General features: G+C 48.5%; 9 protein-coding genes. All 9 read right to left on the bottom strand.

Translation table 11 applies throughout. The annotated features are described in order from the left end of the window. Positions 1–88: 88 nt before the first annotated feature. On the bottom strand, positions 89–835 hold the full coding sequence (locus BM265_RS14135) for a DUF4261 domain-containing protein (protein WP_074962523.1): 747 nt from the start codon (positions 833–835) through the stop codon (positions 89–91). Position 836: 1 nt separating this feature from the next. Further along, complete coding sequence (gene pyrE / locus BM265_RS14130) at positions 837–1,496, bottom strand: orotate phosphoribosyltransferase (RefSeq protein ID WP_074828844.1); 660 nt, start codon at positions 1,494–1,496, stop codon at positions 837–839. Between the two features lie 102 nt (positions 1,497–1,598). Further along, positions 1,599–2,633 (bottom strand): GGDEF domain-containing protein, encoded by a 1,035-nt coding sequence (locus BM265_RS14125; RefSeq protein WP_242940858.1) that lies wholly within the window; start codon positions 2,631–2,633, stop codon positions 1,599–1,601. A 201-nt stretch (positions 2,634–2,834) separates the two neighbouring features. After that, on the bottom strand, positions 2,835–6,530 hold the full coding sequence (locus tag BM265_RS14120) for a UvrD-helicase domain-containing protein (RefSeq protein ID WP_074962521.1): 3,696 nt from the start codon (positions 6,528–6,530) through the stop codon (positions 2,835–2,837). Next, on the bottom strand, positions 6,527–9,871 hold the full coding sequence (locus BM265_RS14115) for a PD-(D/E)XK nuclease family protein (RefSeq protein ID WP_074962520.1): 3,345 nt from the start codon (positions 9,869–9,871) through the stop codon (positions 6,527–6,529). Before BM265_RS14115 ends, BM265_RS14120 begins: the two co-directional genes overlap by 4 nt. Positions 9,872–9,957: 86 nt before the next feature. Beyond that, positions 9,958–10,179: a hypothetical protein gene (locus tag BM265_RS14110; protein ID WP_074962518.1), complete on the bottom strand. Its 222-nt coding sequence runs from the start codon at positions 10,177–10,179 to the stop codon at positions 9,958–9,960. 58 nt (positions 10,180–10,237) lie between these two features. Continuing rightward, entirely contained in the window at positions 10,238–12,604 is a 2,367-nt protein-coding gene (locus tag BM265_RS14105; protein ID WP_074962517.1) for a homocysteine S-methyltransferase family protein, read from the bottom strand. Further along, positions 12,594–13,283, bottom strand: coding sequence for a vitamin B12 dependent-methionine synthase activation domain-containing protein (locus BM265_RS14100; RefSeq protein ID WP_081358476.1), 690 nt, complete (start codon positions 13,281–13,283; stop codon positions 12,594–12,596). Before BM265_RS14100 ends, BM265_RS14105 begins: the two co-directional genes overlap by 11 nt. Before the next feature lie 174 nt (positions 13,284–13,457). After that, the gene (dnaJ, locus tag BM265_RS14095; protein WP_074962515.1) at positions 13,458–14,606 is read right to left on the bottom strand and encodes a molecular chaperone DnaJ; all 1,149 of its coding nucleotides are present in this window, start codon (positions 14,604–14,606) and stop codon (positions 13,458–13,460) included. Positions 14,607–14,649 lie beyond the last annotated feature (43 nt).

Here is a 14,649-nt window from a genome sequence, read left to right as displayed (position 1 = left end):
TTTTACAAGAACAAAGCTATTACATATGGCTACATTTATATTACAAATGATTTCAAAATGTAACTATTCTGTTTACAAAGTGCTGTTCTCATAATTTACAATCGATCTTGAGAGTCTTCCTGTCATTGAATTCGATGCCGTCGGAAAGGGTGATATTAAACTTCTGATCCTCTGAAAAACCGATGGTTTCGCCGTCATCCAGTATCACATCGCCTTCAACGATATAGCTGACTATAGCCAGCATAAAGCTGAGGAATTCGTGGGGCTCTCCGCTGTAATTCAAAAACTCCATCTCCAGCTTCTTGAAGTTTTCCATACCCATGGTATATCCGCGAAGTTTTCCAGCATCGTTGGCAAGACCCAGCCAGACAAAGTCCAGCAGAGGCAGAGCATCTGATTTTAATAACTCCGCATTCTGGCGATAGAAAGCGGGAGCATATACCGTGCCGTTTGTGTAGATACCTATGGTATTGTCATCGATACAGCTTTCGCAGACTTTTACAAAGGTCTTCGCACGTTCCATGACACTCATGCCATTGCATACGCTCACAACGATCTGAGCGGTATGCTTTGCAACTTCCTGCTGTGCATCGGGCCAGAGAAAATTGAATATCGCATTCTGTTCAGCCTCGCCATCGGGTACAGGTGTCGGGTAATACGCGAGAGAAACAAGATAATCCCCTGCGTTGAATACGAAGATCTTTTCATCATCCTTGTTTTCAAGATCCTTGGGTTCGATATCCCACTTCTCTTTCAGCCTGCTGAAAAAAGCTTCCTGATCCCATTCGGCATCGCGCAGAAGCACGAAACCGAGAAAATTACTGTTTCCAAACATATCAGTACTCCGCACCATACTGCGCACGGTAAGCGCGCATTGCATCGAGGTACTCCTTTCCTTCAACAACGCCGTCCTCGATAGCCTTGATGATATCATTGATATTAACGATGGAATATACCTTCACACCGTAGTCCTTATACGCCTGCTGAACTGCGGAGAAGTCGGTATCAAGTGCTTTTTCCATACGGTCAACAGTGATGACCATGCCTGTTACGTTAACGTCAGCCGCACTCTTCAGCTTGGGCATGGATTCGCCCAGCGCCTTGCCAGAAGTCATAACATCGTCAATGATGACCACCTTTTCGCCGTCGGTCAGCTTCTTACCAACGAACATACCGCCCTCGCCGTGATCCTTTGCTTCCTTTCTGTCGAAGCAGTAGGAAACATCATAGCCGAACTTGTTGCTGAGTGCCACAACAGCGGAAACTGCCAGAGGGATGCCCTTGTATGCAGGTCCGAAAAGTGTCTCAACGGGGATATCGTTATCCTTTATGCACTCAGCATAGTACTCGCCCAGCTTAGCCAGCTGTGCGCCTGTCTTATAGTTGCCGCAGTTGATGAAGTAGGGAGCTTTTCTGCCGCTTTTCAGTGTGAACTCACCGAAAGTCAGCACTCCGCTGTCAACCATGAACTTGATAAATTCTTCTTTGTAAGTCATAAAAAACTATCCTTTCCGATTTTGAACTTGATAGCATAATTATACCATATAGTACCGCTTTAGTCAATGAGATTATATGAACAAATCGGCTTTTGTCACGGGTCACAGAACCACCTGATCCTTGCCGTGTGTCTTGCCGTAATACAGTTTTTCATCGGAATTTGATATCCAGCCGTCATTTGAAAGTCCGCTTTCATAATGGGTCGCACCTATGGTGACTGTAACATGGAGTTTGTGGTTTTCAAAACTGAATTCTTCCTCAGATATTTTCTGTCTCAATGATTCCAGTATATCTTTTTCATTATTTCGGATAGTGGAAAGTATTATAAATTCCTCTCCGCCCCATCGGCATACTATACAATCCTTGCAGTTCTTTTTTGTGATATACGATATCTGTTTCAGGATATAGTCACCGCAATTGTGCCCGTAGGTGTCGTTGACTTTTTTGAAATCATCGATATCAAGGATAGCCAGCCAGCGGTCTTCGGGAGAACCTACCTCCATATGTTCCATGGAAGTAAGCAGGAAATGACGGTTGTAAAGTCCCGTCAGATTGTCTATCAGCGCCATCTGTTCAAGCTTTTCTTCGGATCGGATAGCTACATTGTGGAAAAGCACCATGTAGATCAGCACGATGCCGAAAGTTGCCGCTGAGTTAAAGGCTATAAGTATATCCACGGCAAGTTTAGGGATATCGTAAAGAGGTTCGTGGGTACGGGCATATATGTAACCTCCCGTATAAACAGCCACATGGATTGCAAGCATAAGTACAAAAGGAAGTTCCTTTTTAAGAACCCTGTTGTGAAGATAACCGCTGTAGCTTATGCACGCCAGCATTCCCAGTGCAAACAGCTGGAATGCCGCTTCGGTGCCGACGCATACCAGCCCGACTATCATAAATCCCAGAATCACCGTGCATATTATCACCGTTGATACGAGATAATGCTTCTTCAGGATAAGATAGATATTTGTGGTGTTGATGACAAGCTTGACATAGACCACATATCGCATCAGCGGCATATCGGTGCATATGGCGACAAGCAGGAAGAAGACATCTGTAAACAGCAGAAATCCGCCAAAGAACAGGGTGAGTTTTTCTATCAGAACTGTATTTTTTATCGTTCTATTCATATTCATAAAAACACTCCTTAATTGAAAAAGAGCAATTATTAATTTTTAGATTCATAACTATGGATATAATTAATTATTTACTATTATACCACACTTCACTAACTTATTCAATAGTTTATTGAGATTTTTATAAATTTTAACAACAAAAAGAAGCTCCCATTTTCGGAAGCTTCTTTGAGATCTTATAAAACCGCGTAAGTTCCAGCCTTAAAGCTTAAATTCAAGACCTTCACCCAGCTTGAATGAATAGATGTAGCTGCTCTTTACCTTTTCGCCCAGAATAAGCTCAAAGGCGGCTTTATATAGCATCAGCTGAGTTTTGTAGCGTTTCATCTCCACGGTATTTTTGAAATTGTCGGTCTTGTAATCCACCAGCACCCAGCCGTCGGATTCTTTGAAGATGCAGTCAGCGATGCCCTGTATGTAGCCATCTTCGGTGGTGTACTCACTGAGTTCGGCGGTCAGACCAAGATCTTTCACGCTGGCTAAGAATTTCTGCTCGCGGCGCAGGTCAGGCGAGGACATCATTCGCTCAAACAGTTCGCTTTTGGCGAAATCTTTCAGCTTGTCAATGTATACGCCTTTAGCTTCTCTAGCCGTAAGACCACCGCTGTTCACCAGCCTGTCAAGCTCTGCATCCACGCTTTTGCGCATATTTTCATAGTCTGCAAGCTCCATGAATTTATGGGTGAATGTGCCTTTTTCCGCCGCCGTGAGTTTGTCCAGCTCATCGCTGAGACGTGGCAGGTTAGGGAAGAACTCGGTGTTCTTCTCACCCTGATCTTTCGCCTTTTCAGCGGCGACTATCTCCGTTACCGTCAGCTTTGCGGGCAGACGGGTCTCGGGGCGCTCGGTTTGCTGATCGAATCTCTTTCTCAGTCTTGCGACAATGGCGGGATCAGATGACGCACGAACAGTCTTTTCCTCTTCTTCCGAGGTTTCAGCATCGGCAATATCCTCGCAGACGTGATAGGTCACGTTGATACCCTTGGCACTTTCGGATACTACCACCGTATCCAGTGGCATACCAAGCCAATCCTCAAGCAGCGAACGCTCGGGTAGCTTTGCCAGGCACATTACCGTCCATGCCAGAACGCTGTCCTGCGCCGATGTGATATCCGCGGGTATGCGTTCGTATCTCGCCGAAGCCTTTACAGCATCACGCAGTTTTTCCAGCAGTTTCTCGCGGGTGGTATGACCTGTTTTCTCATTTGAAAACACAAGTATCAGCTTTTCTTTTGCGCGGGTGCATCCCACGTAGAAAAGGCGCATCCTCTCGCTTTTCTGTTCGCGGATCAGCACATCGGCGAGGTAGTCGTAGTACAGGTCGGCACGCTTGACGTTCAACCGCCTGTCCCTAAGTGCGAATGCACATCCCATAGTCTTGTGAAGCTTTATAAGCTCGCGGGTATCCTCGCGGACAAGGGGTTTTGAAAGGGTGCAGAGGAATACGAATGGGTACTCCAGACCCTTGGATTTGTGGTATGTCTTGACGTTGACGGAATCGCCGCCTGCCGTGACGGAGACCGCGTTCCTGAATGCCTTGTCGTTTCCCGAAACCGAATCTATGAAACGCAGGAAACCTGTAACGCCATCGTTTCCGCTGCGCTCGTAATCCCCTGCGTACTGCATAAGCAAACGGAGATTAGCGCGCTTTTTTGCAGAATCAAGGTACAGTGAAGTAAGCCCCATAAGGTCGGCAACATCGAATATCCGCCTTATCAGCTTTTCAAGGCTCATGCTCATGGAGCAGAAGCGCAGGGATTCTATCATATCAAAAGCGGAGCGGCATTTCTCCTGAAGCACCGCACTGCCCATATCGACGTACTTTGCGTATTTCTCGTCTGTGCCAACTTCCTTTGAAGCACCTGCCAGTATCTGGTAGATGTGGTCGGGCTTTTTACGGTTGACAGCTATGCATTTCTGCCTGATAAGGGCTATTTCATCGGGGGTGAAGCCCATCACGGGGGACAGCATAACCGCCGCAAGGGAGATATCGTTCATGGGGTTGTCAACGGTGCGCAGAAGATCGAGAGCAAGGGATATCTCACGGGACTTTATGTAGCCCTCGGTGTCCTCGCAGAAAGCCCTGAGACCAGCGTCCGAAAGTGCCTGTGTCACCTGTCTGATGTTGTCATTGGTGTTCACAAGTATGCAGAAATCCGACTGCCTGCAGGGTCGGTCAACACCGCCGTCGCAGACAGGCTCACCGCGGTCTATCATTTCCCTGATGCGCTGTGCAGTGCATCGGAATTCCTTTGAAATAACGGACTTTTCCTCGGGCGCGTCCACCAGCATTACTTCGGCGGGACAGCTCCTTTCGGTATATACAGCTCCCTCTTCAAGGCGCTCGCTTCCGTCATAATCCACCTGACCGCAGCCGCGGCTCATGAGCCTTTCAAAGATGAAATTCGACAGAGCGATTACTTCTCCCCTGCTTCGGAAATTCTTTTGAAGACCGATGTGCTCCAGCTGTTTTTGCTCGCCGTACTTCTGTGCAAGGTCGATACAGCTCTTGAAAAGCTCGGGATTCGTCTTGCGGAAGCCGTAGATAGCCTGCTTCATGTCACCAACTATGAAGGTGTTATTTCCCATATATTCCAGGTCATCGGTGTCCGATACCGCCTTGAATATCGTTTCCTGAATATCATTAACATCCTGGTATTCGTCGATAACGATTAGCTTGTAAAATCCGCCTGAGCGTATCTCCTCGGCAAGCTCGGTGCGCTCAAAGCCATCATCAGTCTCACGCACCAGAAGATTTTTTGTCATAAGCTCAATATCGCCAAAATCAACCGCGTTTTTCTCAAGCTTGATATCGAAGCTGACTTCCTCAACGCGCTTTTCAAGCCTGCATATAGCGAGAAAAAGCTTCTGCCCCAGAGCAAGGTTTTCACGAAGATGATCGGCAGACAGAGCCAGCACGCGGGAAGCACCGTAAAGAAGTGTCCCAACTCCGTTGATATCCTGCTTGAAGCGCTCTTTTACGTCGTTGAAGATAGCCTTGATATCCTCGGGCGGCTTGCCCGAAAGCCGCATGGCTTTGAATTTTTCGGCGGTTATCTTCCCGAAAGCCGAGCTGTCGCGGTGGGCTGCGGCAAGCTGATAACTGCTGAAAATATCCTCGCAGATCGCCATATTTTCCTCGGCGGTCTTAACGTGATCTTTGAAACGGAATTCATCTCCGCCTGCTGAGATGGTGTAATTGAAGCAGTAACGCGCATCATCAACAAGGCGTTCAGCTTCGGCAAGCTTTGCATCAAAGCGCGAAAATGCATCTTCGTACAGCATCTCAAAAAACTCGTCACTGACGCAGTTTTCCGAGGTATCCCGTATCCACTTCTCGGTGTGGCATATAGATCGCAGATGGCTGTAAAGCTCTTTCACCACCTGTTTCAGTTCGCCATTGTTCGCAGAGAAAAAGTTATCAAGAAATTTGTACTCATCAATATTTTCGGCGCAGAGTTCCTCGGTAGCCTGTTCAAAGGCAGTATCGAAGATCATCTCGCACTCCGCTTCACCGAGAATTTTCAGATTGCCTGTAAACTCGAACTTATTAATGTTCTCCTTTACCATATCGAAGCAGAAAGAATCTATGGTGGATATCCTTGCCAGCTGGACTAAGTCCTGCTGACGAAGCACCCAGACATTTTCGGGGTCTTCACGGAGTTTTTTCTCAAAAGCCGCATTAAGCTTGTCACGCATCTGTGCGGCGGCATCTATGGTAAATGTCACGGCGAGAAGCCTGTCCGCGGGGATATTCTTCTCCTTGTCCGTCAGCAGGCGGATTATCCTTTCGATAAGCACCGCGGTCTTTCCGCTGCCCGCAGCCGCCGAAACGGTAACACCTCTGCCGTATGAATCTATGGCTTTCTGCTGATCGGCTGTCCAGCTGACACTCATTCTTCTCCCTCCCCATTTTCCTGAATTATCTCTTCCAGTGCCTCATTCATCTGCTCTTTGGTTCCCTTTCTGGGCTCATCGGGGAACGCTCTGCCACATATGCCGCTGAATCTGCAGTAAGAGCAGATATTTTCCAGCGGGTCGGCATCGATATCACCGTCAAGCAGACGGTCGCCGTACTCGATGACCTTGCGTTTCGCGAAAATCCTCATAGCCGTGAACATGGCATCACTCATGGTGTAATTGTTGAGTTTCGTTTTTCCAATGGTGGAATCAAGCTTCTCATTCACAGCTCCTGCATCGGATATCCTGCCATTTCGCGAAAATGCTTCAATGGCAGATTCGCAAGCGGCACTGTAGAGTATATCCTCAGAAATTTCGCAGTCCTCGGAAAGCTTCTGACCTTCGCCGATAAGCTGAAGGTAAAAAACTCCCGCCTGTTCAAGCTCCATATCCGGGTTGACAGGATTGCCCGTTTCAAGCAGGATCGACAGATATATCAGCATTTGCAGGTTCAGCCCGCAGAAAAGCTCACCAAGGTCGAAAGCCGCATGTTTGCGGAATTTATAGTCGATTATGCGCACGAATTTCCTGCCCTCTTCATCCTCATAGATATCCGCGCGGTCGATGGTGCCTATCAGAACTATGTGCCTGCCGTCTTTCAACGTAAGGTCCAGATGGTCGGCACCGTTATCCTTAGTCAGCTTGTATTCGGTGACAGCTGGTGCAAATCCGCCGTTTGAAAGCTCACGCTGAACATACTTCACGATGTTGAATGCCTGTTGTTTCATGGCTTCAAATCGGTAGAGGAAGGTCTTGCTCTTGCCGAAATCTCCGCAGAAAATGTTGTTGTAATACTCGGTGAAGCACTCCTCTATCAGCGCGGTTATCTGCTCATCGGTCATTTCAAGGAAGTGCTCACGGTTCTCCGCAGGAGTTCGTGCCTCGGAACCTATGGCTTTTTCAAGCACCTCATGTATCATCAGTCCTTTGTTTAGCCCGTCCATATCCATCTTCTGGGAGCGTGAAAGTCTCAGACCGTAATTACAGAAATACATAAAGGGGCATTTGAAATAGTTATCAAGCTTTGTGGGAGAAACTTCCGCTGTTTCCGCCGCGAAAAAGACTTCCTTTGCCCTTTCTTCCGAGAGCTTGAAAGGCTTTTCCTTGCAGGCTTCGGTGAGAGTCCTAAGCTTGTCATAATAATATGCCGAGCCCATAAGCGAATCACGGATACTGCTGACAGAAGCGCTGTTATCACGGGAGTGTTCTATGTACACGGTGTATGCCGTTTTGTAAGAAGTGCAGAAAAAGTCCAGCGGGAGCTGATTTATGTTCTCTTCACGAAGCCCCAGTATCTCGCCGACTTCTTTCACAAGCACCGAGGGACGCTTTTCACTGCCCAGCAGGTCAGAGCGAGAATACAGCACATAAAGCCTGTCCGATGGGGTGCAGAGCGCCGTATAAGCCGCAAGTCTTTCACGCTTCAGGCTGTTCAGAGAATTGTCAGCTATGTCGATATCCTCTTCAAGTTTCAGAAGTTCCTTTTCATGCTCGCTGAGTAGTCCCCTGCTTTTGACTGAAGCGGGGAAAATACCGTCATTTACTTCTGCCGCGAAAAGTGCCTTAACTCCGCTGAACCTTGAATGTGAAGCGTCCACTATGCGAACGCAGTCAAGCTTCTGCGGTGGCTCCGAGACTTTCATCTGGGAGAGCATAAGGCTGTAAAGGTCGTAGTAACTGCGCAGGCTTATCTTTTCATCACCAAGCAGTTCGTAGATCGACCTTACCGCCGAAAGGCTCATTGTCCACAGCTGTTTCAGACCTCTTGACATTTCTGTTTCGGTGTCATTATCCGAAGTGCTGACACGCTTCACCAGTGAGTATGTCTGTCTTGAAAGGTCGAGAGCATCAAGCAGTTCGTAAAAAGCCCTTGATATCTGCGTCGCAGTAGCCCCTGCACAGACCTCTTTGAACCTAACAAGGGGCTCGATGACCTGTCTTCTCAGTTCGTTTATCCGACCAAGGTCAACACCGCTGTCGGGGACAGCTGTGAAATCCTCAGTCCACATATCGCCGTCAACGCCCCAGCGCACGCAGTAATCCTCAAGGTCGCTTATCTCGTAATTCAGCAGACCGTACAGCGGCGATTTTATCAGCTTTATGATATTGTCCGTTTTGAATTTTCGGGTGAGAACGGTCTTGAAAATGGTGTTGAGGTAATGCACTATCGCCGAAGCATCGATGCTGTCACGCTTATCGAGGAAGAACGGGATATCGTACCTCTCCATAGCACCTGAAATCACTGCACCGAAGCTTTCAAGGTCGCGGACGGTCACAGCAATATCGTTGAAGGTGTAGTTTTCCTCACGAACCAGCCTGCATATCTCAGCGCATATGTAGTCAGCTTCCTCGTAAACATCGTCCGCCGCCAGAACCTTTACGCAGTCTCCCGATGCCTTGTAGGGAGTTCTGTTGTAGTCAAAAAGATGCTCGGCAAGCTGTAGGATATCGGGGTGGTCGCCTGCATTATCGGTGGAAGAAGTCTCTATCAGCTGTTTGTTGTGGCTGCGTGTCATATCCCTGAGCGCCTGCCTAACGGATACCGTAACATCAAAGGGATGAGTGCGGCATCTGGACACAAAAGCGTCGTCTATAAGCAGTGATACCGTCAGGGACTTGCCTTTGATGATACACTGTTCAAGCATACGTTTTTCATCATAGGTAAAATCTGTGAAAGCCGAAACGAATATGCTCTTACCGACGAAAACATCACAGCTGCGGGAAAGTTCAGCGGCTTCCTCCATAAGAGAAAGCTGGTCTTTCATGTTCGCTCTTTCAAGCTCCTGCATATAGTTCTCAAATATCGCACCGAGGTCGGAAAGCTTCATGGAAATAGAGCCCTCCAGCTTGGCAGAAGCCGCCTGCAGAGTCTGAGGTGTAACACCGCTCTGGCGCAAACGGGGCAGAAGCTTGGTCAGCTCACCGATAAATGAAGCCTTGGCAGTGCTGTTCTTGTAGAACCTGATAACACCGTCCTTAACAGCTTTTTTCACCGACTGGAACATTAGTATCATCTGGGCATTTGCGTTGGCACTGTCCTTTGCCTTGCTGCCGTAGCAGGCAGAGATATCCTCAGCAAGATGCTGAAAACCCGTGGTCTCGATGCTGTTGAACAGACGCGCTCCAAGAGCCTCGTAAAGAGTCTTGTCGTACTCAAAGGAGAACTGGTCGGGCACGATGACAAGAACCTTTTCCCCCGCAGATGCGGCTGCACATATACGCTCTATAAAAAGGCTTTCGCGGCTGCTGCGCACACCGCCCGTGATGATCTCGGTCATAATTATTCCTCCCCGTAGGATATAGTTATTAACAGTATACCACTGTGGGACATTTTTGTCAAATCTTAATTGTACAAATTATCGTACTAATCTAAAATTTCACGAATTATCTCCGCTATCCTGAATGATATCTCTATCTCCCCCTCGCCATTTATCACCGTCAGTTCGCCGCTTTCGGTCTCTTCCTCAAAACACACCGCTTGCGCCGGAAAAAACGCATTCTCAAGTCCGCCGAAAAATCTGCCGTTTCCGAAAGCGAAAATAAAAGCTGACACTGCCGCGATGTAAAATCTGTTTCCTGTTGACATAAAAATTCCTCCCAAAATAAGCTTTCACACTTATCATGGGAGGAAAAATATGTTTTATTCAGTTTCCGAATACCTGCCTTGCAATATCCACCGACTGCTTAGCATCCTTGGAGTAGAAATCCGCACCTATCTGCTCGGCGTAATCGGGGGTGACAACTGCGCCGCCCACCATTATCTTGCAGTCAACATTGTTGGCACGCAGAAGTTTGATAGTCTCTTCCATGCTGACAAGAGTTGTGGTCATCAGCGCAGAAAGTCCGACCAGATGAACATCATTCTCGATAGCCGCATCAACAACGGTCTGATAGTCAACGTCCTTGCCAAGGTCGATGACCTCATAGCCGTAATTCTCCAGCAGAACTTTCACGATATTCTTGCCGATATCGTGGATATCGCCCTTGACCGTTGCGAGGATTATTTTGCCCTTTGAAACACTGCTGCCGCCATCGGCAAGCATCTTCTGCTTGATGACCTCGAAACAGCCCTGAGCAACGCCTGCGGTCTGTATAAGCTGGGGCAGGAATATCTTCCCCTTTTCAAACTGCTCGCCTGCTTTATCCAGTGCGGGAACAAGCATCTCGTTGATGATGGTCATGGAATCCGTGGTCTCCAGAAGTTTCGCCGTTATCTCAGCGCCTTCGTGCTTCAGACCGTGCTCGATAGCATAGGGTAAGTCCATGTCGGATTTCTTCTCAGCCTTAGGTGCGGGAGAAGAAGTATCTGCGCCGTAGTGGGCAATGAAATCCATTGAGTTCTTGTCGATATTAGTCAGCAGCTTATAAGTTCTTACAGTTGCCGTCATGGAATCGATATTCGGATTCATGATAGGCAGGTCAAGACCGCTTGTCAGGCACATCATCAGGAAGTTGTGGTTTACTATCTCTCTGCTTGGCAGACCGAAGCTGATGTTGGACACACCCAGAACAGTGCGCAGACCAAGCTCATGCTTTACACGGTACACCGCATTGACAGTCTGCATAACGTTCTCCTGCTCAGCGGAAGCCGTCAGCGTAAGACAGTCAATATAAACGTCCTCTTTGCGTATTCCGATAGCCATAGCGCGGTCAAGTATCTTCTTTGCCAGTGCGAAACGAGCATCGGCGGTCTTGGGTATGCCGTTCTCGTCAAGGGTAAGACCTACCACCGCCGCACCGTATTTCTTTACAAGAGGAAGCACGGTTTCAAGGGACTTTTCCTCAGCGTTTACGGAATTGACGATGGGCTTGCCGTTGTAGACCCTCAGTGCCGCTTCCATTACCTCAGGTATGGTGGAATCCAGCTGAAGCGGAACATCGCAGACACCCTGCAAAGCCTTTACAGCCTTGACCATCATCGCCTTTTCGTCAATAGCGGGAAGTCCCACGTTGACATCAAGGATATCAGCACCCGCGTCTATCTGCTCCATAGCCTGACCCAGGATATAGTCGATATCGCCCTCGAGAAGTGCCTGCTTGAAGCGCTTTTTACCTGTGGGGTTTATCCTCTCGCCGATAATTCTGGGCTGATCTATGACAACTGTCTCAGTAGGCGAACAGCATACAGCAGGGATATGAACGTCCCTCTTGACGTATTTCTTGCCATCCAGCATCTTTTTAAGTGAGGCGATATAGGTGGGGTCAGTACCGCAGCATCCGCCTATGACTTTGATACCAAGAGGTATCAGCTTCTCGGCGAACTCAGCAAATTCCTCGGCTGAACAGTTGTATTCGTTGGTAACAGGGTCGGGCAAACCTGCGTTTGGCTTTACCACAACAGGCAGGTTTGTCCACTGACATATCTTCTCAACAACAGGATAAAGCTCCTTGGGTCCCAGAGAGCAGTTAACGCCCAGAGCATCAACACCCAAGCCCTCAGCAGTAAGGCACATGGCGCTGATATCAACACCTGTGAAAGTACGCATATTCTCCTCGAAAGTCATGGTACACATTATGGGCAGGTCGCTGTTCTCCTTAGCCGCAAGGATAGCCGCTTTCAACTCGTAGAGGTCGGTCATGGTCTCAAAAACGATAACATCAGCTTCCTTGCCTGCGATGACCATTTCCTTGAAGATATCGTAAGCCTCCTCGAAAGTCAGCGTGCCCGTAGGTTCAAGCATCTGTCCGATTGAACCAATATCCAGTGCCACAAGGGTATCATGACCCTCAGCAGCCTGCTTCGCAAGGCGTATACCCTCGCCGATCAGTGTATCAACGGAATATCCGCTCTTTGCCAGCTTGTGCCTGTTTCCGCCGAAAGTGTTGGCGTAGATAACATCGGAGCCAGCCTCAATGTACTGCCTGTGTATATCCAGCAGCCATTCGGGCTTTTCTATATTCATGACCTCGGGCGTTTCGCCCATTTTCAGACCCTTAGCCTGAAGCATGGTACCCATAGCACCGTCAAGTATCACAAATTCCTTGGTTTTTAAAAGTTCTCTAAACCCCACAATGTTCCCCTCTTTTCCTGAACTGACAAACATCTTTCATATTGCAGGCAGAACAGCCCTGTCTGCCCTTTTGTATCTCATTTTCACTAAGACCTATCACCGCCGTCACGGATTTTCTCGGCGTAAGGATATTGCTTGCGGTGGCATTCAGCCCTATGAGCTTCTGAGCCTGCAAAACATCGAGAAAGCTCCCCTGAATATCCAGCGGAAGGTCACCGTAGCCCGGAGAAAACCGCCATGTCCGATAATAAGCCGCAAACTCCTGCCCTATGGCATTCTCTGCTTGATCGCACACCTGTTCAACAGCCGCACTTGCCAGAAAATCTGCCATCACCGCGCGTGTCATGTCGGTGGCTTCAAAACGGCGTATCACCCTGTCCGCATGAGCAGAAAGTGTTGCCGCCATAAGCACAGCCTTACAGCACCCCGCAAGATGCTCCCTGATGGCATTGCCCTCCAGCACAAGAGAAGTCCCGCAGACCGCTACACCATTGCTGACAGTTTCGATATCGAAAACATGGTAGATACAGCAGGGTTTGATAACCGCAAGCAGAGCCTTTTCGCACTCGTCCATCATGGAAAGTATCTTTTCATCGGGGTCAGTATCCCTGTAACCCATATAGCGCAGGGCTTCCTTTTTGTCAAGACTTTCCAGCCCGACCTGCAAATGACCGTTCAAACCGCCGTCCTCCAAACTACATATTTTTTTCATTATACCATATCAAAACCGATATTACAAGGACTTCAAAAAAATTTTACGTGACTAATCGAGCCATCCGCCCGAGGACAAAAAACTGACCCCGCATATGCAAGGTCAGTCGGTGATATTTTATAGCTTTTACGTAATCGGGTATTATTTGAAAATGTCCTTGATCTTGTCCAGCTTTTCTTTGAAAGAGTTCTTCTTTGCGTAGTTCTTCTCGTTCAGCGAACGCTCAAACTCGCGGAGCTTCTCCTTCTGCTCACGGTTCAGATTGCGAGGCACTTCAACGTTTATGCGCACGTAATGGTCGCCGTAATCATTGCGGTTAAGACGCTTGATACCCTTGCCTTTCAGCCTGAAAACGGTGTTGTTCTGTGTTCCCTCAGGAACATTGTACTTCACCTTGCCGCCAACGGTAGGTACGGTTATCTCATCACCCAGAGTTGCCTGAGCGTAAGTAATCGGAATATCAGTCCATACATCGAAACCGTCGCGCTCGAATATGGGGTCGGGACGAACTGTGATATTGATATGCAGGTCGCCGTTGGGTCCGCCGTTTGAACCTCTGTGACCCTCACCTGCAACTCTCAGTGTCTGACCATCATCTATACCTGCAGGGATATCGATATCCCTCTCAACGGACTTCTTGACGATGCCCTGACCACCGCAGGTGCGGCAGGGATTATCAACTATCCTGCCCTTGCCGCCGCAGCGTGAACAGGTGGTAGTCTGAGAAATATTTCCAAAAGGAGTTCTCTGGCTTATCCTTACCTGACCTGTACCATGACAATCGGGACAAGTCTTGGGTGAAGTTCCTGCTGCCGCGCCTGTTCCGTTACAGTCAGGACAAGTCTCGTTCCTTGCATACTTCATCTTCACCTTTTTGCCCGAGCAAGCTTCCATGAAATCAATGGTGAGATTAGCACGGATATCGCCGCCGCGCCTTGGGGCATTGGGGTTGGTGGAACGTCCGCCGCCGCCAAAACCGAATCCGCCGAATATGGAATCGAAAATATCGCCCATGTCCGAGAATCCGCCGAATCCGCCGCCTGCACCGCCGCCGTAATTGGGATCAACGCCTGCATGACCGAACTGATCGTACCTAGCCTTTTTGTCAGGGTCGGAGAGGACTTCATAAGCCTCATTTATCTCCTTGAATTTCTCCTCTGCTTCCTTATCTCCCGGGTGAAGATCGGGGTGATACTGCTTGGCAAGCTTACGGAATGCTTTTTTTAGCTCGTCCTCCGAGGCACCTTTCTGCACGCCGAGGACTTCATAGTAATCTCTTTTATCTGCCATATATATCGCTCCTAAAGCGGTATACCCCCATTCCGCAAAACGG

Source organism: Hominimerdicola alba (genome assembly GCF_900112155.1).
GTDB lineage: Bacteria > Bacillota > Clostridia > Oscillospirales > Ruminococcaceae > Hominimerdicola > Hominimerdicola alba_D.
Note: the sequence above shows the minus strand (reverse complement) of the source record. Positions and strands in the feature narration are given on the sequence as shown.